Annotated in this window: 24 protein-coding genes; 5 read left to right on the plus strand and 19 right to left on the minus strand. The window is 66.8% G+C overall.

The annotated features are described in order from the left end of the window. The 19 genes from VD972_RS07575 to VD972_RS07665 form a co-directional block, all read right to left on the minus strand. Positions 1-211, minus strand: a 211-nt coding sequence (locus tag VD972_RS07575; RefSeq protein ID WP_324982956.1) for an EscU/YscU/HrcU family type III secretion system export apparatus switch protein, incomplete at its 3' end; no start/stop codon positions are given. A 33-nt stretch (positions 212-244) separates the two neighbouring features. Further along, positions 245-1306 carry a type III secretion system export apparatus subunit SctU gene (gene sctU / locus VD972_RS07580; RefSeq protein ID WP_324982959.1) on the minus strand — a complete coding sequence of 354 codons (1062 nt, stop codon included), beginning with the start codon at positions 1304-1306 and terminating at the stop codon, positions 245-247. Between the two features lie 15 nt (positions 1307-1321). Then, positions 1322-2140 carry a flagellar biosynthetic protein FliR gene (locus VD972_RS07585; protein WP_324982962.1) on the minus strand — a complete coding sequence of 273 codons (819 nt, stop codon included), beginning with the start codon at positions 2138-2140 and terminating at the stop codon, positions 1322-1324. Then, positions 2137-2400 (minus strand): flagellar biosynthesis protein FliQ, encoded by a 264-nt coding sequence (gene fliQ, locus VD972_RS07590; RefSeq protein ID WP_324982965.1) that lies wholly within the window; start codon positions 2398-2400, stop codon positions 2137-2139. The genes VD972_RS07585 and fliQ overlap by 4 nt, the downstream gene beginning before the upstream one ends. A 10-nt stretch (positions 2401-2410) precedes the next feature. Next, on the minus strand, positions 2411-3247 hold the full coding sequence (gene sctR / locus VD972_RS07595) for a type III secretion system export apparatus subunit SctR (protein WP_324982971.1): 837 nt from the start codon (positions 3245-3247) through the stop codon (positions 2411-2413). An 11-nt stretch (positions 3248-3258) separates the two neighbouring features. Further along, positions 3259-3957, minus strand: a complete 699-nt coding sequence (locus VD972_RS07600; protein ID WP_324982973.1) for a flagellar biosynthetic protein FliO — start codon at positions 3955-3957, stop codon at positions 3259-3261. 194 nt (positions 3958-4151) lie between these two features. After that, positions 4152-5465 carry a type III secretion system cytoplasmic ring protein SctQ gene (gene sctQ, locus VD972_RS07605; protein ID WP_324982976.1) on the minus strand — a complete coding sequence of 438 codons (1314 nt, stop codon included), beginning with the start codon at positions 5463-5465 and terminating at the stop codon, positions 4152-4154. Further along, positions 5462-6457 (minus strand): flagellar hook-length control protein FliK, encoded by a 996-nt coding sequence (locus tag VD972_RS07610; protein WP_324982983.1) that lies wholly within the window; start codon positions 6455-6457, stop codon positions 5462-5464. The genes sctQ and VD972_RS07610 overlap by 4 nt, the downstream gene beginning before the upstream one ends. Before the next feature lie 30 nt (positions 6458-6487). After that, the gene (locus VD972_RS07615; protein WP_324982988.1) at positions 6488-6976 is read right to left on the minus strand and encodes a flagellar assembly protein FliH; all 489 of its coding nucleotides are present in this window, start codon (positions 6974-6976) and stop codon (positions 6488-6490) included. A 35-nt stretch (positions 6977-7011) separates the two neighbouring features. Further along, positions 7012-8319 (minus strand): type III secretion system ATPase SctN, encoded by a 1308-nt coding sequence (gene sctN, locus VD972_RS07620; protein ID WP_324982991.1) that lies wholly within the window; start codon positions 8317-8319, stop codon positions 7012-7014. A 4-nt stretch (positions 8320-8323) separates the two neighbouring features. After that, positions 8324-9001 (minus strand): FliH/SctL family protein, encoded by a 678-nt coding sequence (locus VD972_RS07625; RefSeq protein WP_324982994.1) that lies wholly within the window; start codon positions 8999-9001, stop codon positions 8324-8326. Between the two features lie 24 nt (positions 9002-9025). Then, positions 9026-10849 carry a hypothetical protein gene (locus VD972_RS07630; protein ID WP_324982998.1) on the minus strand — a complete coding sequence of 608 codons (1824 nt, stop codon included), beginning with the start codon at positions 10847-10849 and terminating at the stop codon, positions 9026-9028. A gap of 70 nt (positions 10850-10919) precedes the next feature. Then, positions 10920-11708, minus strand: a complete 789-nt coding sequence (locus VD972_RS07635; RefSeq protein ID WP_324983001.1) for a type III secretion protein — start codon at positions 11706-11708, stop codon at positions 10920-10922. Between the two features lie 129 nt (positions 11709-11837). Further along, complete coding sequence (locus tag VD972_RS07640; protein WP_324983006.1) at positions 11838-12314, minus strand: ATP-dependent helicase HrpB; 477 nt, start codon at positions 12312-12314, stop codon at positions 11838-11840. Continuing rightward, positions 12271-13104 (minus strand): sigma-70 family RNA polymerase sigma factor, encoded by an 834-nt coding sequence (locus tag VD972_RS07645; RefSeq protein WP_324983010.1) that lies wholly within the window; start codon positions 13102-13104, stop codon positions 12271-12273. Before VD972_RS07645 ends, VD972_RS07640 begins: the two co-directional genes overlap by 44 nt. A gap of 7 nt (positions 13105-13111) precedes the next feature. Further along, positions 13112-13507, minus strand: a complete 396-nt coding sequence (locus VD972_RS07650; protein ID WP_324983013.1) for a hypothetical protein — start codon at positions 13505-13507, stop codon at positions 13112-13114. A gap of 33 nt (positions 13508-13540) precedes the next feature. Further along, positions 13541-13975 (minus strand): tetratricopeptide repeat protein, encoded by a 435-nt coding sequence (locus VD972_RS07655; protein WP_324983016.1) that lies wholly within the window; start codon positions 13973-13975, stop codon positions 13541-13543. Between the two features lie 98 nt (positions 13976-14073). Further along, positions 14074-14616: a hypothetical protein gene (locus tag VD972_RS07660; RefSeq protein ID WP_324983021.1), complete on the minus strand. Its 543-nt coding sequence runs from the start codon at positions 14614-14616 to the stop codon at positions 14074-14076. Positions 14617-14804: 188 nt separating this feature from the next. Continuing rightward, positions 14805-15083 (minus strand): hypothetical protein, encoded by a 279-nt coding sequence (locus tag VD972_RS07665; RefSeq protein WP_324983024.1) that lies wholly within the window; start codon positions 15081-15083, stop codon positions 14805-14807. A 265-nt stretch (positions 15084-15348) separates the two neighbouring features. On the opposite strand from VD972_RS07665, the gene VD972_RS07670 reads away from it, so the two are divergent. The 5 genes from VD972_RS07670 (at position 15349) to VD972_RS07690 (ending at position 21308) form a co-directional block, all read left to right on the plus strand. Next, the gene (locus VD972_RS07670) at positions 15349-15969 is read left to right on the plus strand and encodes a hypothetical protein (protein ID WP_324983026.1); all 621 of its coding nucleotides are present in this window, start codon (positions 15349-15351) and stop codon (positions 15967-15969) included. A 405-nt stretch (positions 15970-16374) separates the two neighbouring features. Beyond that, positions 16375-17109, plus strand: coding sequence for an ABC transporter ATP-binding protein (locus tag VD972_RS07675; RefSeq protein ID WP_324983029.1), 735 nt, complete (start codon positions 16375-16377; stop codon positions 17107-17109). After that, complete coding sequence (locus VD972_RS07680; protein ID WP_324983032.1) at positions 17109-19217, plus strand: ABC transporter permease; 2109 nt, start codon at positions 17109-17111, stop codon at positions 19215-19217. The genes VD972_RS07675 and VD972_RS07680 overlap by 1 nt, the downstream gene beginning before the upstream one ends. A gap of 4 nt (positions 19218-19221) precedes the next feature. Next, positions 19222-20523 (plus strand): ABC transporter permease, encoded by a 1302-nt coding sequence (locus tag VD972_RS07685; protein ID WP_324983037.1) that lies wholly within the window; start codon positions 19222-19224, stop codon positions 20521-20523. Between the two features lie 5 nt (positions 20524-20528). Continuing rightward, positions 20529-21308, plus strand: a complete 780-nt coding sequence (locus tag VD972_RS07690) for an outer membrane lipoprotein-sorting protein (RefSeq protein WP_324983040.1) — start codon at positions 20529-20531, stop codon at positions 21306-21308.

Genomic DNA, 21308 nt, shown 5'->3' on the forward strand with positions numbered 1-21308 from the left:
CGTACAGCTCCTCGGGGACCTCCTGCCCGACGTCGATGCGGTACAGCGCGTTGGCCAGCGGGACGTTCTTCATGATGGGGATGTTGTACTGGCGGGCGATCTCCCGGATCTTCTCCGCCTTCATCCGCATGCCCTTGGCGAGGATGCGAGGCGCGGAGTCCTTCTCCTTGTCGTACTTCAGCGCGATCGCGATCTCAGTCTCGTCGTTCATGGCTGTCCTGGATGATACCCCGGCTCGGCCCCGCTACGCGCGCGCCGGGGAGCCTTCCTTCAGGCCGTAGACAAAGTTGAGGACCTCGGCCACCGCGTCGTACAGGTCCTCGGGGATGTCCTGGCCCACGTCCACCCGGAGCAGGGCGTGCGCCAGCGGCACGTTGCGCAGCAGGGGGATGTCCGCCGCCCGGGCCATCTCCTTGATGCGCTCGGCCTTGAAGTCCAGGCCCTTGGCCAGCACCCGGGGAGCCGCGTCCTTGTCCCGGTCGTACCTGAGCGCCACGGCCACGTGGTCCGGGTTGGTGACGATCACGTCAGCGCTCTTGACGGTCTCCATCTGGGCGCTCTCCATGATCTCCTGGTGCATCTGCTTGCGGTGCGCCTTGTGGTGCGGATCTCCCTCGCTCTGCTTGTACTCCCTCTTCACCTCGTCCTTCGACATCATCATGTCCTTCATGTAGGACTTGCGCTGCCACCAGATGTCGAAGATGGAGAAGAGCAGGAAGAGGAGCCCCACCTTGAAGGCCACGCGGTAGGTCATCTCCCCCATCACCATCATGATGCCGGGGATGTCCTGACGCACCGTCTGGACGACCATGCCCATGCCGTCGCGCACCACGCCGAAGACGAGGTAGCCCGCGACACTGACCTTGGCGAGATTCTTGATCATCTCCACCACGGTCTTCTTGCTGAACATGTTCTTCATGCCCTGGATGGGATTGAGCTTCTCCAGCTTGGGCATCAGCGGGTCCATGGTGAAGAGCGACCCCACCTGGAGGAACTCGACCAGCCCGCCGATCACGGCCCCGGCCAGGAGGACGGGGGCGCACAGCAGGATCAGCGTCCGCAGCCCCATCTGCATCAGCTGAGCGGTGGCGACGTCCAGGGTGTCCGGCTGCGTCATGTGATCGAAGGCGAAGCGGAAGAGGATCGCCACCTCCGTCTCGATCATCTCCCAGGAGGCCTTGACCGCGCCCAGCCCCACGATGAGCACGAAGACGCCCGTCAGGTCCTTGCTCTTCCAGACCTGACCCTTCTTACGGGAGTCGTCGATCTTCTTTTGTGTGGGTTCTTCTGTCTTCTCGTCGGACATGGCGGGCGCCGGGTGTCAGCTGAGGAGCCGGATGGAGTGCTTGAGGATCGCGAGCATGCTGGCGAACTCATCCTGGAAGCGCACGATGATCATCTGGATGGCGATGGACATGATGATGGCCGCCACCAGCGGCTTGATGGCCATGGCGATGAAGAAGACCTGGAAGTTCTGCGCCACGCGGTTGATGGCGCCCATGCCCAGATCCGTGAGGAAGGTGGCCAGCACGACGGGGGCGGACAGGATCAAGGCGATCCTCAGCATGTCCGCGAAGACCCGGGTGATCAGCTCGAAGAAGGGCCAGAAGCCGGCGCTGAACTTGGGGAAGCCGTCCAGCGGAACGAGCACGAAGCTGTCGGCCAGGGCCTCGATGATGACGTGGTGCCCGTTGAGCGTGAGGAAGAGCACCACGCTCAGCTGCACCTTGAGGTTGGAGTAGAGCGTGACCTGCTGGCCGAGCTGAGGCACATAGAGCTGGGCGTTGTTGCTGCCCATCATGGTGTCCGCCAGGTTTCCAGCCACACGGGCCGCGTCGAAGATGGCGCTGATGATGAATGCCATCGTCAGCCCGATGAAGACCTCCTTGAGCAGCAGCGCGATGTAGGGCAGCGGGGCGCTGGGGATGGCTCCTATCCGCTGCGCCACGATGGGGTACATGACGATCGACAGGGTGACGCCCACGCCCATCTTCACCTCGACGGGGATCACCTCTCCGCCGAGGAACGGCGAGAAGATGATCACCGGGAGGATCCGGCACATGATCAGGCCGATGACGAAGATGATGAGCTGGATGTTGGCCTGCGCAGCCAGCTTCGCGATCGCTTCCGAGGCGGTCATCGGATGAGGGCGGGGAACCGGTCGAAGACGTGGAAGGTGAAGCGCACCAGCTGGTGGCCGATCCACGGCCCCACCATGGCCAGCGTCACGAAGACGATGACCATCTTCGGCGCGAAGGTGAGCGTCTGCTCCTGGATCTGGGTGGTGGCCTGGAAGAGGGCGATGATGAAGCCCACCAGCAGGCTGATGAGGACGGGCGGTGCCGAGGCGACGAGCACCAGGAAGAGCGCCTGCTGGGTGATGACGGTCAGTTGGTGCATGGCGGTCCTCCTACAGGTAGCCGACGACCAGGCCCTTGGCGATGAGGTACCACCCATCGACGAGGACGAAGAGCAGCAGCTTGAAGGGCATGGAGATGGTGGTCGGTGACAGCATGTGCATACCGAGCGCCAGCAGGATGTTGGCCACCACCATGTCGATGACGATGAAGGGGACGAAGAGCAGGAAGCCGATCTGGAAGGCCTCCTTGAGCTCGGACACCACGAAGGCCGGGATGATGATCATGAAGTCCCGGTCGCCAATGTCCTTGCGGTCCTCCTCCGCACGCATCTTCTTGGCCAGGTGGAAGAAGAGCGCACGGTCCTTGACCTTGACCTTCTTGACGAGGAAGTCGCGCAGGGGTTCCTTGGCGCGGTCCGCGGCGGCCAGCAAGGTGCCCACCGTCTCCGAGGAGAGCAGCCCGGGTCCCTTGGCCCAGATGTCCACCTGCGCCGCCTTGTACATATTCTGGCCGATGGGGGCCATGATGTAGACGGTGAGGATGATGGCCAGCCCGGTGATGACCTGGGTGGGCGGAATCTGCTGGGTGCCCAGCGCCGAGCGGACGATGGAGAGCACCACCGAGATCTTCACGAAGCTCGTCACCATCATCAGCACGAAGGGGACGAGCGACAGCGCCGCCAGCGCCAGGATGAGGATCAGCGGCCGCGAGGCGAACGATTCGCCGCTCGTCAGCGACTGCGTGACGTTGGCAGGGAGCGGCTCCTCCGTGGCGAGTGCGCCCTTCTTGCGTTGGGCGAAGGCGACGGCCGGCTGGAGCACGACCGCGGCGGCATACAGCCAGGGAGTGACACGGGAGAGGGACTGGCGCAAGGGCGTGGATCTCACGAGGGCAATCTTCAGGAACGCGGCGGCGTAGAGCCGGTGCGGCGGGAGAGGAGCTTCTGGAGAAACGGGCTCAGCGGGATGACGTTGGTGGGCGGGGGGCGCTCAGCCCGGATGCGGTCGACGGCCTGGGTGTCGAGCTTCGAGAGGAGCTGGAGGCCTCCCTCGCCGCTGCCCACCAGGAGGTACTCGTCCGCGGCCTTCAGCACGAAGAGGGTCCGGCGCTGGTCGAGCGGCACCCGCTCGACCACGGACACCAGGGACTGGCGCCCCGACACCACGCTCTGCAGCCCCATCAGCCGGCGCAGGCCCACGTTGAGCGTCAGGTAGACGCCGGCCAGCACCGCGATGAGCAGGAGCAGCGTGCGCGCCAGCACCCAGCCCAGGCTCTCCGGCTCCTCCGCGGCAGCCACCTCGGCCGCGAAGGGGTCCGGCAGCTCACTGCCTGGGGCCGAGGCCGGAGCCGGAGACTGCACTGCAGCGGCGGAGGGCTGAGCGCTGGCCGGAGCGGAGGGCTGAGCGCTGGCCGGAGCCGGAGCGGTAGACTGAGCGCTGGCCGGTGCCGCGGCGGAGGGCTGAGCGCTGGCCGGTGCCACAGCGGCGGGCTGCGCCGGAGCGGGCGCAGCAGCAGGAGGCTGCGAGGGAGCTGGAGCCTTCACCCCCGCAGGAGGAGAGGCGGGAGCCAGAGCCTTCGCCGAGGAGGCAGGCGGCACGGATGCCGGAGCCTCCGCGAGGGCACGCGGCGGCGCGAGCATGAGCCAGGCGCAGGCCACGAGAGCCCAGCGCGCATTCGATAGGAGGGAGACCACCATGACTGGGAGCGAGGCTAATCCATTCCACGGCGAGACCGCCATGGCTCCACCCCGGATCGAGGCCGCTACCCTGCTCGCCCGCCCGCCGACGAGGTTCACCCGGCCAGGGAGAGCACACGGACACCCAGCTGGCCCTCCACCTCGACCAGCTCACCCCGAGCCACCACCTTGCCGTTGACGGACAGCTCCACCGGCTCCCCTGGGGAGCGGTGCAGCTCGATGACTTGTCCCACCTTCAACGCCACCACCTCATCGGCGGTGACGGGAACCCGGGCCAGTTCCACGGCGAGCTGCAGCGGGATGTCGGCCAGCAAGTCGCCTCCCTCCGGCTTGTTCGCGTCGTCCATATCCCCTTCAGACTCCGGAGGCATGTCGCCCTCCGGAAAAGACTCATTTTCCTGGGCCGACGGCAGTACGCGCTGAAAGGCCGGCTCGCCAAGGATGAATTCCTTGATCCTCGCCTTGTACTGGCCGCCTTCGACGAAGACCTCCGCCATCACCCGGGAGCCCCCCAGGCCCACGCGCAGCGTCGCCGTGCCCGCCTCGCCGCGATCCGGGCGGGCCGTGAGCGCGTCCATCAACACCACGTCCTTCACCCGGATGTACTCCAGATCGGAGCTGGCAACCTCCGCCTGGCCGATCTCGGCGCGCAGCCAGGTGCGCACGGAGGACAGCAGCTTCCGGTTCGCCTTGGTGTTCGCGCGAAGCCGGATGCGCTTCTCCCCTCCCCCGCGGCCCTCTTCCGTCGCGTTCAGCACCGCGGGCGGCATCACCACGCGCACGATGCCGGCATAGGGCCCCACCGCGGCGTTCATCTGGATGACGATCACCAGCTCGTCATCCCCGAGCTTCGCGGCGACTTCATCCACGCCCCGGGCCACGGACTCCAGCCGCATGCGAGGGATGGAGGCCTCCAGCCCTGGCGCCATCGACTTGATCCCCTCGAGGACGACGAAGCTCATCACGCCCTCTTCGATGTCCGTCAGCGGCCGCAAGCCCACCGTCTCGCCCGCCCCGCCCAGCAGCATGTCCACCAGGTTGTGCGCGAACGACAGCTCTACCTCCAGCACCACCCGGCTCTTGAGCGCCCCCGGCGCGAGCACCGTCAGGAAGGAGGGGTCCCCCAGGTGGCGGCGCAGCTCCGCGATGGGGCGGATCTGCATGTTCACCAGGGACACGCGCGCGTCGGCGTCGAAGAGCGCCTTGAGCCGGGCGTACAGCGGCTCGGCCGCGCTGGGAGGCGGCATCAGCCGGTGGAAGCGGGCCGTGAGCTCGGTCTGGGTGCGGTCAACCCGCTCCAGGTTGCGGAAACGAAAGGGCTTCCAGGGCTTGGAAGGCTTCATCTGGCGGAGGTCCACCAGCATCGTCCGCTCGTGGATTCCGGGTTCATCATCCCGGCTCAAGCTCATGCGCGGGCCTCGAAGCGCAGCTCCTCGAGCTTCAGGCCCCGGCCCTGCAGCGCCGTCTTCAGGCCCTCGCTCTGCTCCTCGATCATCTTGAGCACGTCACGGTCGCTGCCGCTGAAGACGGCCGAGATCTTCCCGTTCTTCGCGCTGAGCTTGATGGACAGGCCGCTGAGCACGTTGCTGCGCAGGTCGATCTGGAACTCGGACGCGCCCGCGCCGTTGGTGCCCACGCGCACCTTCTCGACGATCTTCTGGGCGATCTCGTTGGCGATGGCCCGCAGGCGATCCGAGCCCGTGGTGGGCTTGGGCTGGGCCACCGGCACCGGCGCCATCAGCGCGGGGTTGAAGCGGAAGCCCGCCGCCGCGCCCGCATCCCCGCCCTGCTTGCCCTCCTTGTTGCCGCCGCCGCTCTGGCCGCCCGAGTCCGCGTCCGTCTTGAGGCCGCCCTTCTGGCCGGCGCGCCCGGCGCTCCGCGCGTCCGCGCTGTGATCGTCCGCCTTCGCATCCCCCTCCGCCTTCGAGTCCGAGTGGCGCGACTCGGAGAGGGACTCGGAGGACTCGCGGCCGAGCTTGCGGTCCGTGTTCATCAGCTGGCCGGTGGCGTTGTCCGTCGAGCGGCCCTCGGACATCTTCTCGGCCTCGCCGGAGAGCGACGCCTGGGCGTTCTGGTTGAGGACCTTCGCCTCCTGGCGCCCCTGGGCCTTGCCGGACTCCTGACGCTGCCCGGCCTGCCGGGTGTTGGAGCCCTCCTGCTGGCGCGTCTCGGTGCCCGTGCCCTCCTTGGTGACGCGCGAGAGCACCTGCTGAGCCAGGCTCTGCTTCGTCTCCTGCTTCTGCTGAGTCTGACCCTGCTGCGTCTGAGACTGCTGAACCAGCTTGGAGAAGGCGTTCTCCCCCTGCCGGATCTGCTTGCTCTTCGACTCGGCCCGCTGCTTCTCCTGGAGGAGGCGCTGGGTGACCTGGTCTGCCTGGCGATCGTCTTCGACTCGGCTCATCGCATCACACCTGCAAAAGGGGGAGTGAGGTTACTTGCGCTGGCGGGCCAGGAACAAGGCGTTGCCAATCTCTTCCTGGGTGAGCTCCTCACGCTGCTGGCGCTCGTGCTTCACCTGCTTCTTCCAGTTCTCCTTGTGCTTCTCGATGGCCTTGAGCTCCTTGGCCGCCTCCGCCATCTCCCGGCGGCGCTGCTCCACGAGCCGCTCTGCCACCTTCACCGCTTCTTTTTGACGCTCGATGTCAAGCGCCACCTGCGCCTCTTCATCCTTCAGGCGCTGCTCGAAGCGGCTCATCATGTTCATGCCGTTGATGCCGGCACCCTTGGCCATCACCTCGTTGAGGTAGGCCATGACCTTCTGCTTGCGCTCGACCTTGCGGCGCTCGAGGTCCTCCTCGAGACGCTTGAGCTCCAGCTTCTCCTTCTCCAGGGCCTTGATGGCCGCGGAGAAAGCCTGTTCAGCCTCCTCCTTGGCGCGGTTGCGCATGTCCAGGAGGGTCTCTAACCGGTACGGAGGCATGTGGACCTCATCCTAACCCGGAAAACCCCGCTTCGTCAGTCCTGGAAGAGCCCGATGAGCTTCTCGACCGTCTCGTCGAAGGGCGAATGGGAGTCGGTGTCCTGCTTGAGGAACTCGATGATGGCGTCGTACTTGTCGATGGCGTAGTCCGTCCGGGGGTCCGTGCCGTATTGGTAGGCGCCCAGGAGGATGAGATCTCGCTGCTTCTCGTAGGTGGCGAGCGTCTCGCGCAGCTTGCCGGCGGCCTTCTTGTGCTCCTTGGAGACGATCCCGGTCATGACACGGGAGAGGCTGGCCAGCACGTCCATGGCGGGCCACTGGTTGCGCTCGCCCAGGGCGCGGTTGAGGATGAAGTGGCCGTCGAGAATACCTCGGACTTCGTCGGCGATGGGCTCCTCCATGTCACCGCCGGCCACGAGGCAGGTGTAGATGGCGGTGCACTTGCCCTTCTCCGAGTTGCCCGTGCGCTCGAGGATGCGCGGCAGCATGGAGAACACGCTGGGCGGGTAGCCCTGGCGGGCCGGGGGCTCGCCGATGGCCAGGCCGATCTCGCGCTGGGCGCGTGCCAGACGCGTCACCGTGTCCAGCATGAAGAGCACGTTGCCGCCGCGCTCGCGGAAGTACTCGGCGATGGCGGTGGCCACATAGGCGGCGCGCAGACGCACCAGGCTGGGCTGGTCCGAGGTGGCGCACACCAGCACGGCGCGCTTCATACCCTCCTCGCCCATGGCGTCTTCGATGAACTCGCGCACCTCGCGGCCACGCTCGCCGATCAGCGCCACGACGCTCAGGTCCGCCTGGGTTTGCCGGGCGATCTGCCCCATCAATGTCGACTTTCCGACGCCAGAGCCGGCGAAGAGGCCGATACGCTGGCCCTCGCCCACGGTGAGCAGCCCGTCGATGCAGCGCAGCCCCAGGGGCAGCGGCCGCTCGATGCGCTGGCGCTTGAACGGATCCGGGCAGTCCCGGTCCACGCTCCAGTCGATCAGGCCCTCCGGCAGCGGCTTGCCGTCAATGGGCTCGCCGGTGCCGCCGAGCACGCGCCCCAAGAGCGCCTCTCCGCACTTGATGGTGAGCGGCTTGCCGGTGGGGATCACCTCGCTGTCGGGACCGATCCCTTTCAGCTCGCCCAGGGGCATGAGCATCACCTCGTCGCCCTGGAAGCCCACCACCTCCGCCTTCACCTTGCCGGCGCGGCTGTTGATGAAGACGAGCTCGCCCACGCGCACGTTGGGCACGCTGGCCTTGATGACGAGGCCGGTGAGCTCCGTCACGCGCCCCCGCACCCGGAGGAGCGAGGCCTCCTTCAGCAGGCCGTAATAGTGCGTGAGATCGATGGCCATGGAGCTACGCCGGTCCTTCCTTCTTCGCGTTGGGGTCCGGCAGCAGCACGTTCTGCAGCATCTCGAACTGGGTGGGCAGCTGCGCGTCCACGGTGCCGAACTCCGTCTGGACGATGCACCCCACCGGCGCCACGTCCGGATCCTCCCGGATGGCCAGATCCACCGCGCGGCCAATGAGCTCCATCAGCTCCGGCTTGCGCGCACGCAGCACCTGCGCCGTCTTCGGGTGCACCCGCAGCACCATGGAGCGCGCGCTCCGGATCTGCTCGATGGCAGTGGCGCACATCTCCACCATCAGCTCCGGCTGCCGCTCGACGTCCCGCCCGATGATCTTCTCGGCGATCTTGCACGCCAGGGCGATGACGTCCCGCTCGTTGTTGGCGAGCATCTCCCCCGCATGCATCTTGGCTCGGAGCAGCACCTCCGAGGCCTGCGCCAGGCCCTCCTGGCGGCCCTGCTCTCGGGCCTTGGCGAGCACATCCTCCCGCTCCCGCTGGGCCTCCGCGAGGATGCGCTCCTTCTCCTTGTTGGCCTCTTCGACGATGCCCTGAGCAGACTGGCGAGCCTCGAAGATCTCGGCGTTCATCACGCCGGCGCGCGTGGGGCGTGGCCCTGCCGGCCGGTCAGCCGGGACCGCGACCTCCCCCGCCATGTCTCCTTTGATCACCTTGCCGATGGCCATGAACAGCTCCTTGCCGGCTGGATGCTAACGCGATCCACCGCGAGGTCCACGTCCCGAGTTGCCGCCCGAGGGGGGCCGAGAGGTCCGTTGACCGCCTGCCCCCTCGCCCCGAGAGGAGAGGGACGGCCGGGCCGCCGTCTTCCCCGAGAGGACACGGGGCGGACGCTCTGGCTCTTCTGTATGTCCGCCACGCACCCCTGGGACCCGGCCGCGAATGCCAGGCGAGGAGATGACGCGGGAGCCATCGGGATCCAGGGGGGCCGGGGAACGGTCGGCCACGCGAGGAGGAACGCGCGCAGGAGGAACGGCGCCCCGGTCTCTCCGCGGGGGCACCGTGTCAGCGCCGACGACTTCGGGTGGGGGCCTGCGGGAGGCGGGGCGAGAGATGTCTCCCAGCTCGGGAGGAGGCTGCCGCGAGCTGGCGCGAGAGCCCTCGGACTCGGGCGGAGGCTGGCGGGAGCCCACCCGGGAGGCCTCGCGGGCAGGCGGAGGGCCGATCCGAGCGCCGCCGGGATCCGGAGGCACTCCCTGAGAGTCCCGCCGCGGGTTCATGTTGACGGAGGCCTCGCGCGGGACGCGCTGCTTGCGCGAGAGCTCCGGCGGATCATCGTCGATGGGCGGCCCGATGCGGGAGGGCTCCCGAGAGGAGAGCGCCCCGGCTCGGCGAGCCGCGCGCTCGGCCATGGGATCCCTGCGCACACTGTTCTCCGCGACGCTCGAAGCACCCGCGGCGGCGCCCGCGCGGCGCGCCTCGCGCTCGGCCATGGCATCCCGCCGGGGCGGTGGCGGTGCCAGGACGTTCGAGCGCTCCGGGCCTCCGGGCATGCGCGCGGGAGCCACGTCGCGGTTGGGTGGCGCGCCGCCTCGCATGGGCGGCGGGTTCAGCACCGGGCGCTGCGGGGTGAGCCGCACGGGGCGCTCGATGAGGCCACGGGCCGCCAGCCGCTCCAGATCCGCGACGATGTCCGCGCGGCCCCCATCCGTCATGCGGGAGGTGGGCTTGGAGCGCTCATCGCGGACCCACTTGGCCAGCAGGCTGCCGAAGTCTCCGCGGTGCCGCTCGAGCATGCGCGCGGCGAACTCCGCGGACTGGGACACGCACGCGCGGGCCAGGCGCTGGGTGCCGGCGCTGCGGATGGCACCCGCCAGGTTCTTCAGGCCGTCATGCACGGCGAGCTGCTCCTTGGCCTCCTCCTCGGGCAGCTTGCGCGGGGCGTTCGCCTGGACGGCCTTGCTGGCCAGCGCCTTGATGTCGGGTGGCAGGGCCGCGATGAGCCCGTCGCGCTGCGCGTCCGGCAGGCCCGCCAGCGCCGGCCCCAGCACACGCGCGCCGAGCCGATCGCAGACGGTGAGCAGCTCGCGAGGCTGCAGCATCAGCACGTCGGTGAACTTGAAGGTCGCCTGGGCGCCGGAGCTGCGCTTCAGCCGCTCCTCGAGCTTCCAGCGGATGATGTCCAGCACCTGCGGGCGGACCTCGCGGGCGAGCTTCACTGGCCGCTGGGGCAGGAGGGTGCGCACGGCCTCGGCCAGCACCGAGGGCAGAGCGCGCAGCACCACCTCCGCCAGCGCGCCGCGCTCCTTCTGGATCAGCGCCGCCAGCTTCTCCGGCTCGGCGCTCCAGAGCTGACCGCGCCGATCCTTCACCAGCTTCTTGATCTCCTGCACGAGCAGCGGGATCCGCTTCTCACGCGGGATCTGCATGATCTCCTGCGCGCGGTGGTGCAGCAGCTCGCCCTCCTCCGGCGCGAGGTGCTCGAGCGAAGCGACACCCTCCTGACCGCCGAAGGTGATGGCGGTCAGCAGCAGCATCGTCTGGCGCTTGTTGAGCGAGGTGAAGAATTGATCCAAACAGTCACCTCGTCAGACTCAAGACCGTGGGTTCGAGGCAGAGGGCATCGGGCCGAGGGGTGCCTCCGCCCTAGCGGCGGGCGGGGCGAGCCGACGCGCCTGCGCCTCCGCGCATGAGCACCCAGGCCGACAGGCCGATCATGGCCAGGACGAAGATGGCGACCACCCCTACGAGCACGCGGAACTGGCTGGCGCTGGCCGCAGTCATCCGCAGGCCGAACACGTCCTGGAGCCGGCTCTCCGGGTTGGTCTCGGCGGCGGGCGGAAGCCCGGGCGTCAGCAGCACCGTCACCCGCTCCGGCTTGAGCTCCTGCACTGCGGAGGCGACAAAGGTCTGCACTTCCTTCTCCGCCACCGGCGGCTTGCCTTCCAGGCTGGGCCGGTAGCGGATCATCACCGAGGCGGAGGGCATCGGCTTGAACTCCGGCTGGGTGAGATCGTTGGTCTCCGGGATGTTGACGATGACGTTGGACTCCAGCACCCCGTCGATCTTGGTGAGGGCGTTGGAGACCTCGCCGGCCACCGCCTTGAGCATCATCGCGCGCTCTTCCGCGGCGGTGGGCACCATGCTGCCCTTGGCGAAGTGGTTGTAGCCCTTCTCCATCGGGCGGGGCAGCGAGTTGGCCCGCAGCAGCTCCGCGGCCTGAGCCGCGTCCGATTTGGGCACCTGGATGGTGAAGCGCATGTCCGCGCCTTCACCTGTCGCCACCTTGGTGGCGTTGATGCCGTTCTTGCTTAGCAGGACGTAGATCTCGTTGGCGTCCTCCTCCGTCAGACCGTGCTGCAGTTCAATGGAGCAGCCCGTCGCAAGGAACAGGGCCAGGAGGGAGATGACCAGAGTGGAGAATCGATGAGTCATGTGCGGGGCCTAGCTTAGCGGCGCGACGCTCCCGTTCCAACATGGGGCCCGGAAAACGTAGAAGGGCGACCCCTCTGCTAGAGGGATCGCCCTTCAGAGCACCGCCCGGATGAGGGGCAGGCAACGGAGCTACACCTGGGTCTTGACGACGTCCTTGAGGCCGCTGGTGGCCTTCTCGACGACCTTGCTCGTCAGATCCAGCTCCTGGGTGTACTTGTACATGGAGGCCTGGAGCGACAGCAGCTCGCCGTTGGAGAAGTTCTTGCCGCTCATGCCGGAGTTGATGAGCTTCTCCAGGTTGAGCTGGCCCTTCTCCAGCGAGTTGACGACGCCGGAGACCATGCTGCTGGCCTTGCTCGGCTCGGGCTTGGCATCCACCGGCACGGCGGCGCGCGTAGTCACTTGCTGGCTGTTGGCGCCGTGCACCTTGTTGAGCGCGGCCTTGTCCGTCTTGTTGACGTTGTCCACCTGGCGGGCGATGTCGACCTGCTGCGTCGCCTGCGCCTTCTGGGTGGCCTGGGCCTGCTGCGTGCCCTGGACCTGCTCGGCTCCCTGTGCCTTGTTAGCGAGAACCCCGTCGAACTTCGAGGCTCCCTGCTTGTTCACCTGCTGCGCGCCCTGATCCTGCAGCTTCTGCTGCGCGATCTGTGCGGCCGAGATTCCTGCGGTCGGACCCGCCATTTGACTGCCTCCTTGCATCGTCCGAGGAAGCGGGAGCTTCCTCATCGTCTAGAAGTTCTTTGAGCCGCTCGATGGCGCGCGCATGCAGCCGCGACGCCCAACTCTTCGACTGCCCGATCTCCGCCCCTGCCTCTTCCAACGTCTTGCCGTGGAAGTAGTACCCCTGCAGCAGCTGCCGCTCCTTCTCGGGGAGCTGATCGATCGCCGCCCTCACCCGCCGCTTCAGCTGCTCCATCTCCAGCCGCTGATCCGCCGGCAGAGACTCGTCCACATACCCCGCTACGTCCGCGCCCTCCAGACTGGTGGCGAGGACCATCGCCAGCCCCGTCACCGCACTGGAGATGTCATTCACATCATCGTCGAATGAGCCTCCGCGGTTGCCTCCTCCTTGCTCGCGGTCCGACAAATTTCCAAGGTAGGCGGCAGCGCGCTCCCCAACGAACGCCGAGCGTGCATCCGCCCCGCGTAACACCCCCATCTTCCTCAGGCCGTCGAAGATGGCACCTTTGATGCGGTAGTGGGCAAATGTAAGGAAGTTTGCCCCTACTTTGGGATCAAAACGATCAGCAGCCTCGAGCAGGCCGATCTGGCCATAGGCGACCAGCTCTTCGATCTCGAGCTGGGCGTTGAACTGTTTGCGGACAGTCGCCGCCAGCGACCTCACATAAGGGCCGTATTTCTCGAGGATCGCCTTCTTGTCGTCTCCGAAACCCAAATGCTGCTCACTCGGCCTTCGACCACAGCCGCTCAAGAACCTGGTTGAGCCGAGGATCCTCCTGAAGGGCGTCCGCGATCTTGCTCGAGAGCGTCGAGGACTTCATGCGGAGCTTCTCCTTGAGGACCTCTGCGACGAGATGACGCGTGGCCTCCTCCTTGTTCTTGAAGCCTCCATTCTTGAGCTGCTTGGCGATGGCCATCGCCTGAGAGGCGATGGGATCAGCCGCCTGCGCTTGCTGCACGTTGGAAGAGCCCACCAGTCCAGAGGGCCCCACCAGGGACTCGGTCCTGTCGACCTTGCCCCCAAAGCTCGCACCACCCGCGGGAGCCTTGCCGGACGCGCCCCTTGCGCCACCCGCCCGGCCCTTGCCGCCCCCTCGTCCGACTCCACCGACAGACATCGCCAATCCTCCTCAGCTCCAGCGCATCATGCGCTACTTCTTCGGCGGAGGCAGCGCCCCCGCCTCTTTGGCTTCCACCAGGGCGCGCGCGAGCCGGGCGCCATCGCCCTCGGGCTCGAGATCCATCGCCGCCTTCAGCTCCTTCATCGCCTCCGGGACCTTCCCCAGGAAGAGTAGCGCTTCGCCAGCATGCGCGCGCGGCAGGGCCGAGCTCGGGGCCAGCCGCTGGGCTGCCCGGTAGGCCTGCAGGGCCTTGTCGTGGCGCCCCTGGGCAAACTCCAGCGCTCCCAGCGCCAGCTGCGGCACCTCGCTCTTGGGCATCAAGGTCGCGGCGCCGGTGAAGACGTCCTTGGCCTTGTCGAACTTGCCCATCTCCAGCCAGATGTAGCCGGACTCCAGCAGGATCATCGCCTGCTGTTTGGCCACTGGGACCACGCTGCCAGCAATCTCCGAAGCAGACTCCGCCATGAACCGCGCTCTCCTGTGCAAGGGCCTGGAAGAAAGAAGGGGGGCCGAACTTCCGCCCCCCTTCCCGCTCCGCACCCGTCCGCCAACAGCTTAGCGGATTAGCGGATGTTGCCGATGGCGTTCTTCGCCGTCTCGTGCCGCGACTTCAGCACGTTGGAGACGGCCTGGTACTTCTGGGACTCCTGCTGCATGGCGGACTGGAGCTTGAGCAGGTTCTTCTGCTCCTGGAACATGCTGGCCAGCTCACCGTTGAACTCGGAGCCCGGAGCGCCGGTGTTGCCGCCCAGGAAGTTCGGGCCACCAGTGCCACCGCCCACGCCGGGGATGCCCGCGCCGCCGGGAGCACCGACGGTGGTGTTCACAGAGGGCACGCCCACCGTGTTCACGCCGCCGGCCGTCCCGCCGCCCGCGCTCGGCATCGTGCCGACGTACGGGGTGGAGGCGTTGCCCGAGGCGCCAGAGGCGGTCAGGGTCGTCATCGACGAGACAGCCGCCGAGACGATGCCGCCGCCAGAGAACATGCCCGTCGCCAGGCCCACGCCGCTGGCCACTGCTCCGGCCGCGTTGTTTACGCCCGCCTGTACGCGAGCACCAAAGCTCGTGTCAGGGGTCTGCCGGCCCACCGAGAGATTGGTAGACATCCGGGAACCCATCAATCCATCGACCTTCATTTTTTGCCTCCAGCGTGCGCACAGCCATTCAAAGGTGCAGAGCCCCGGCCAACCCGGCGCTCTCATTGTAATTATCGCTGATCACGGCCCTGGGTTGCCTCAGGCCCTGAGAAACATATCCTGGAAAACCCGATCAGAGGAAATCCAGGTACTTGCGGTCACTTGCGACCCTTGCTGCCTTGGTTCTCCGCGATCAGACGTTCTCGCGTTTCCAGGAGGATGCCCAGTAGCTCTTCGGCGCTTGACAAAGCGGACTGGATCTTCTTGCCCTGCTCGGCCTTGGGTCCCTTGAGGGCAGAGAGGCCGTCCTTGATGGGCGTGAAGAGCGCCTGGATCTCCTCCGCGGTGGCGCGCTCGATGAAGGACTCGATCGCGGGATAGGAGGGAGTAGGCAGGGGCTCGGGCTCAGGGGCTTGCTGCTGCTTGGAGGGAGGCATCGTGGAAGGGGTCTCCTGTCAGGGCGCCGTCCGTGCGTGCGGCGCTAAGCGGACTCCGGGACGGTAGGAGAAAACTCCCTCTCTGTTCAAGGCGCCCGTGGGCGTACCCACGACAACGTGTCCCCTGAGCGACGGCCGTGCAGCGAGCGTGCGCGCGGCGTTTCTGGGCATGCCCTGTCCCCTTCCCCGAGCGCACCTAGCTTTTTGCTGGCGGGGGCGAGCACCGCTCCTTCCGCATCCACCAACCAGACGGGGGAAGACTTCCATGAAGAAGCTGATTGGGCTGTTCGCATCCGTGGCGCTGATGGGCTCTGGCGTGGCACTCGCCAACGAGGGCAAGAAGCACGACAAGGAGCAGACGCAGACACAGGGCTCCATGCAGCCAGGCTCGGACATTGGCGGCTCGGGCCAGCAGGGCAGCCAGCTGGGCACGGGCACCCAGACCCAGGTGGGCCAGAGCGGGATGACGAACCAGCTGAGCGGCAACCAGATCACCGGCCGCGTGGTGAAGAGCGACCGGAAGACGATCTGGGTCGAGCACGCCGGCGCGATCGTGCCGCTGAAGGTCGACAAGAACACGCAGTTCACCGATCCGAACCTGAAGCGGGCCTCGGACTTCAAGGAGGGCGAGCAGATCCGCGCGTCCTTCGAGGTGCGGAAGACGGACAACGTCGCCACGAGCATCGAGAAGTCCACCGGCGCGGGCATGGGTGGCAGCGGCTCGGACGTGATGGAGCCGGACCAGGGCATCAACCAGCCAGACACCCTGCCTCCGGCGAATGACGGCACAGGTGGCGCCGGCACCGGCTCGGACATCGACCCGCAGGGCTCCGACCTGGGAACGGGCTCTGACGTGAAGGACGGCAAGACGAGCGGCGACTTCTAGCAGCACCTCTCTCCTGGGCGGCTCCTCACCAGGGGAGCCGCCCTCCGCATGTCCGGGCCCGGGGCCCGCGGTCCACGAGCTGGATCGCGGGTCTCGGTTTTTTTGTGACAGCGGTGTGACGTTCACGCCTCCCTGCCGCCCTGGCACGGCCTCGGTGGGCCGCAGGTCCCCTTCCCTTCCGCATTGCGGAATTGTTCTGAAGAAGCTAGATGCCGCCCACTCAGGTGGTGCCACGCGCCAGCGTCGCGCTGCCCCAGGGGGTTGTCATGATCGCGGGTGGAGTCGGCCACCTCGAGAGCTGCTTCAGGAAACGTGCCCGCGGTACGCGCGGAGCCGTGCTGAGGCCGTCCCTCTCCCCGCAACCCATGAGCCCCCTTGCCCGTGAGTTCTAAAAGGATCCCGCTCATGTCCGATTCCATCGTCTCCATCAATCAAGTCACCAAGGACTACCACCTCGGAAAGGTGGTGGTGCCTGCGCTGCGAGGCGTCTCGCTCCAGGTGCACTCTGGGGAGTTCATCTCCATCGCCGGCCCGTCCGGCAGCGGGAAGACGACGCTGCTGAACCTCATCGGCTGCGTGGACACCGCCACCTCCGGCGTGGTGAAGGTGGCGGGCCAGGACACGAAGCTGCTCTCTGAGCGCCGGCTCACGGATCTGCGGCTGCACACCATCGGATTCATCTTCCAGAGCTTCAACCTGGTGTCGGTGCTCAGCGTCTTCCAGAACGTGGAGTTCCCCCTGCTGCTGCAGAAGAAGCTCAACGCGCAGGAGCGGCGCAAGCAGGTGATGATGCTGCTGGAGCAGGTGGGACTGGCCAGCCACGCGAAGCACCGGCCCAACGAGCTGTCCGGCGGCCAGCGTCAGCGCGTGGCCGTGGCCCGCGCCCTGGTGACCCAGCCGCAGATCGTCCTGGCGGATGAGCCCACGGCGAACCTGGACTCGGTGACGGGCCAGCAGATCATCGACCTGATGAAAGCGATGAACCGCGAGCGCGGCACCACCTTCATCTTCTCCACGCACGACGCCAAGGTGATGACGCACGCGAACGCCGTGGTGCGGCTCAAGGACGGCAAGGTCCTCGACCGCGTCACCCCCGCCGAGGCGGGCCTGGCAATGGCGTCCGGCGCGGAGGCGCACTGATGGCCACGCTCAGGCTGCTCTTGCAGGTGGCCTTCCGCAACCTGTTCAAGAGCTGGGTCAACGTCATCATCGGCGGCATCATCTTCTTCGCCACCTTCCTGGTGGTGACGGGCGGAGCGCTGCTGGACAGCGTGGACTCGGCGATGAGCCGGTCGATCATCGGCTCCATCGCCGGCCACATTCAGGTCTACTCGGACAAGTCCAAGGAGGAGCTGGCGCTGTTCGGCAACATGGGCGGGGAGGCGGACACCGCCGCCATCGACAGCTTCGCCCCCATCAAGGCGGAGCTGGAGAAGCACCCCAACGTGAAGACGGTGGTGCCCATGGGCACCAACGGCGCGCTGATCACCTCCGGCAACACGGTGGACCTGACGCTGGCCCGGCTGCGAGGGCTGTACCGGCAGAACTCCGCCGAGGGTGAGACACCCGAGCGGCGGGCGCAGATCGACAGCCTCAAGGCGCACGTGCGCCACCTGGCCAATCTGCTCGAGGGCGAGCAGGAGACGCGCAAGCTGCTGATCCGCGACGACGAGCGGGAGCCCACCGAGGTGGCGGCGCTGGCGAAGGCGCGCTCGGAGGCCTTCTGGGCGGACTTCGAGAAGGATCCGCTCGGCTCGCTCGAGTTCCTGGAGAACCAGCTGGCCCCGCAGGTGGCCGACGGGGATCTGCTCTTCATCCGCTACGTGGGCACGGACCTGGACGCGTTCCAGAAGAGCTTCGATCGCATGCAGATCGTGGACGGCCAGGCGGTGCCCACGGGCAAGCGCGGCATGCTGCTGTCCAAGTACTTCTACGAGGAGTTCCTCAAGCTGAAGGCGGCGCGCCGGATGGACCTCATCAAGGAGGCGCTCGAGGGGGGCCAGAAGACGATCGCCACCGATCCACAGCTGCAGCGCTGGGTGAAGGAGAACTCCACGCAGCCTCGCGAGATCGTCTATCAGCTCGATCCCATCAAGTCGCAGCAGGCCGTGTCGCGGCTGCGCGACATCCTCGGCAGCCAGGAGACGGACCTCGCCAAGCTGGTGAGCGAGTTCCTGAAGGTGACCGACGAGAACTTCGAGACCCGCTACAAGCAGTTCTACGAGCAGCTGGTGCCGCTGCTGGACCTGTACCGCCTGAAGATGGGCTCCACGCTGACGATCACGGCGTTCAGCCGCACCGGCTACGTGCAGAGCGTGAACGTGCCCGTCTACGGCACCTACCAGTTCAGTGGGCTGGAGAAGTCGCCGCTGGCGGGCGCCACGAACCTGATGGACATGGTGTCCTTCCGCGAGCTGTACGGCTACCTCACCGAAGAGAAGAAGGCGGAGATCGCCCAGCTCAAGCTCAAGAGCGGCACCGTCGAGGTGAAGCGGGAGAACGCCGAGGAGGAGCTCTTCGGCGAGGCGGCCCCGTCCACGCTGGTGGCGGACGCCACGCCCGGGCTGATCAACGAGAACGACCAGATCACCTCCAACGGCGCGGCCCTGCGCAACGAGGACCTGCTCAAGCGCGTCTACGCCCAGAAGGAGATCGAGGAAGGCATGGTGCTGAGCGCCGCCCTCATCCTCAAGGATCCCGAGCTGCTGGACTCCACGCTGGCTGAGCTGCAGGAGTCCCAGGCGCTGAAGGACCTGAAGCTGCGCGTGGTGAGCTGGCAGAAGGCCGCCGGCCTCATCGGGCAGTTCGTTCTGATGATGCGGATGGTGCTGTGGGGCATCATCGTCATCCTCTTCGTGGTGGTGCTGGCCATCATCAACAACGCGGTGATGATGGCGACGCTCCAGCGCGTGAAAGAGGTCGGGACGATGCGGGCCATCGGCGCGCAGCGGTCGTTCATCCTGTCCATGGTGCTGCTGGAGACGATGGTGCTGGGCCTGGTGTTCGGCGGTGCGGGCGCAGGGGCCGGCAGTGCGTTGATCCGCTGGCTGGGCAAGGTGGGGATCCCCGCGGGCTCCGACGAGCTGTACTTCTTCTTCAGCGGTCCCCGGCTGCTGCCCACCCTGAGCGCCTCCAACCTCATCGTCGCCTTCATCCTGATTGTGGGCGTGTCCCTGTTCTCCACCTTCTATCCCGCCTTCCTGGCCACCCGCGTGTCGCCGGTCACAGCGATGCAGACGGACGAGTGAAGCCATGCTCCAGATCCTCCTGATTGCCTACCGCAACCTCCTGGCGCACCGTCGGCGCACCGCGCTGCTGGGCGGCGCCATCGCCGGCGTCACCGCAGTGCTCGTCATCCTGATGGGTGTCACCAACGGGATGAAGTCCACCATGCTCGAGTCGGCCACCACGCTGATGAGCGGGCATGTGAACGTGGGCGGCTTCTTCAAAGTGACTGCCGGACAGGCCGCGCCCGTGGTCACCCAGTACCAGAAGCTCATCCAGGAGCTCCGCAAGGAGATCCCCGAGCTGGACTATGTGTCCCAGCGCGGTCGCGGGTGGGCCAAGCTCGTCTCCGACACCGGCTCCATGCAGGTGGGCGTGGGCGGGATCGACATCGAGGCCGAGCAGGGCTTCCGCAAGGTCGTCCAGGTACGCAAGGGCTCGCTGGATGGCCTGAACGAGCCGGGCACCATCTTGCTCTTCGAAGAGCAGGCCAAGAAGCTGGAGGTCGGCGTGGGCGACATGCTGACGCTGTCGGCGCCCACCATGCGCGGCACCAGCAACACGCTGGACGTGCGCGTGGTGGCCATCGCGGCGAACATCGGGATGATGAGCTCGTGGAACACCTTCGTGCCGAGCAAGAGCCTGCGCGATCTCTACCAGCTCAAGGACGACACCACGGGCGCCATCTACCTGTACCTCAAGGACATGAAGGACATCCGCACGGTGCAGGAGCGGCTGCGCAAAAAGCTGCCGGAGGCCGGCTACACGCTGATGGACAACGATCCGCGCGCCTTCTGGATGAAGTTCGACGTGGTCAACCGCGAGGGCTGGACGGGGCAGAAGCTGGACATCACCAACTGGGAGGACGAGATCTCCTTCGTGAACTGGGTGGTGCAGGCGCTGAGCTTCATCACCGGCTGGTTGACGTTCGTCCTCCTGGTCGTCATCGCCGCGGGCATCATGAACACGCTGTGGATCGCCATCCGCGAGCGCACGCGGGAGATCGGCACGCTGCGCGCCATTGGCATGCAGCGCGCCCGGGTGCTGGTGATGTTCCTGACGGAGGCGCTGATGCTCAGCTTCACCGCCACGGTGACGGGCGCCGTGGCTGCCTCCGCGCTCTGCCTCTTCATCAACTCCCGGCAGGTGAAGGCCCCGGAGGTCGTCCAGGTGATGCTGTTGACGGAGCACTGGTTCCTGAAGGTGGAGTCCGGCTCCGTGATCTTCGCCGTGGTGCTGATCACCGTGGCGTCCATGCTCGTGAGCCTCATTCCCTCGTTCCTCGCCGCGCGGATGAAGCCCGTGACGGCCATGCACCACATCGGGTGATTGCCATGACGCCTCGAAACCTGCTGTCCGCCGCGGCCGCCGCGGCGCTCCTGGTGGCCCCGGCGGCCTTCGCGCTGGAAGCCGCCGACATGAAGAAGATCCTGGAGGTCGTCGACGACCGCCAGCGCAACGGCGGCGACTACAAGTCGCTGGTGTACCTGGAGCAGAAGGAGAAGGACAAAGCGGACGTCGTGCGCGAGGCGCTGGTGTACCGGCGCGACGCGGACGACAAGCTGATGATCCTCTTCACCAAGCCCAAGGGCGAGGCCGGCAAGGGCTACCTGCGGCTGGACAAGAACCTGTGGAGCTACGATCCCAACGTGGGCAAGTGGGAGCGGCGCACCGAGCGTGAGCGCATCGCCGGCACCGACAGCCGCCGCGCCGACTTCGACGAGTCCCGCCTGGCCGAGGAGTACGATCCCACGTACGAGGGCGAGGAGGCGCTGGGCAAGTTCCAGGTGCACAAGCTGTCGCTCAAGGGCCGGGCCAACATCGACGTGGCCTACCCCGTCATCAAGCTGTGGGTGGACAAGGAGACGACCAACATCCTCAAGCGCCAGGAGTTCGCCCTCTCCGGCCGGCTGATGCGCACGCTCTACTACCCGAAGTGGCAGAAGCTCTTCAGCGAGTCCAAGGGCTCCGACGTCTGGTACCCGCAGGAGATCCGCATCTACGACGAGGTGGAGAAGTCCAACTCCACCGTCATCCTCATCAAGAGCGTGGATCTCCGGTCTCTGGAGGCCAACATCTTCACCAAGGCGTGGCTCGAGAGTAAGAGCCGATGA

Source organism: Hyalangium sp. (genome assembly GCF_035629615.1).
Taxonomy (GTDB): domain Bacteria; phylum Myxococcota; class Myxococcia; order Myxococcales; family Myxococcaceae; genus Hyalangium.

Coding starts and splice junctions, on each gene's coding strand:
- VD972_RS07625 (WP_324982994.1), bottom strand. CDS start 9,001: ATGGCCATCGGCAAGGTGATCAAAGGAGACATGGCGGGGGAGGTCGCG.
- VD972_RS07675 (WP_324983029.1), top strand. CDS start 16,375: ATGTCCGATTCCATCGTCTCCATCAATCAAGTCACCAAGGACTACCAC.
- VD972_RS07670 (WP_324983026.1), top strand. CDS start 15,349: ATGAAGAAGCTGATTGGGCTGTTCGCATCCGTGGCGCTGATGGGCTCT.
- sctN (WP_324982991.1), bottom strand. CDS start 8,319: ATGGCCATCGATCTCACGCACTATTACGGCCTGCTGAAGGAGGCCTCG.
- fliQ (WP_324982965.1), bottom strand. CDS start 2,400: ATGCACCAACTGACCGTCATCACCCAGCAGGCGCTCTTCCTGGTGCTC.
- VD972_RS07650 (WP_324983013.1), bottom strand. CDS start 13,507: ATGTCTGTCGGTGGAGTCGGACGAGGGGGCGGCAAGGGCCGGGCGGGT.
- VD972_RS07585 (WP_324982962.1), bottom strand. CDS start 2,140: ATGACCGCCTCGGAAGCGATCGCGAAGCTGGCTGCGCAGGCCAACATC.
- VD972_RS07615 (WP_324982988.1), bottom strand. CDS start 6,976: ATGCCTCCGTACCGGTTAGAGACCCTCCTGGACATGCGCAACCGCGCC.
- VD972_RS07665 (WP_324983024.1), bottom strand. CDS start 15,083: ATGCCTCCCTCCAAGCAGCAGCAAGCCCCTGAGCCCGAGCCCCTGCCT.
- VD972_RS07635 (WP_324983001.1), bottom strand. CDS start 11,708: ATGACTCATCGATTCTCCACTCTGGTCATCTCCCTCCTGGCCCTGTTC.
- sctQ (WP_324982976.1), bottom strand. CDS start 5,465: ATGAGCTTGAGCCGGGATGATGAACCCGGAATCCACGAGCGGACGATG.
- sctU (WP_324982959.1), bottom strand. CDS start 1,306: ATGTCCGACGAGAAGACAGAAGAACCCACACAAAAGAAGATCGACGAC.
- VD972_RS07685 (WP_324983037.1), top strand. CDS start 19,222: ATGCTCCAGATCCTCCTGATTGCCTACCGCAACCTCCTGGCGCACCGT.
- VD972_RS07680 (WP_324983032.1), top strand. CDS start 17,109: ATGGCCACGCTCAGGCTGCTCTTGCAGGTGGCCTTCCGCAACCTGTTC.
- VD972_RS07690 (WP_324983040.1), top strand. CDS start 20,529: ATGACGCCTCGAAACCTGCTGTCCGCCGCGGCCGCCGCGGCGCTCCTG.
- VD972_RS07610 (WP_324982983.1), bottom strand. CDS start 6,457: ATGAGCCGAGTCGAAGACGATCGCCAGGCAGACCAGGTCACCCAGCGC.
- VD972_RS07655 (WP_324983016.1), bottom strand. CDS start 13,975: ATGGCGGAGTCTGCTTCGGAGATTGCTGGCAGCGTGGTCCCAGTGGCC.
- VD972_RS07660 (WP_324983021.1), bottom strand. CDS start 14,616: ATGTCTACCAATCTCTCGGTGGGCCGGCAGACCCCTGACACGAGCTTT.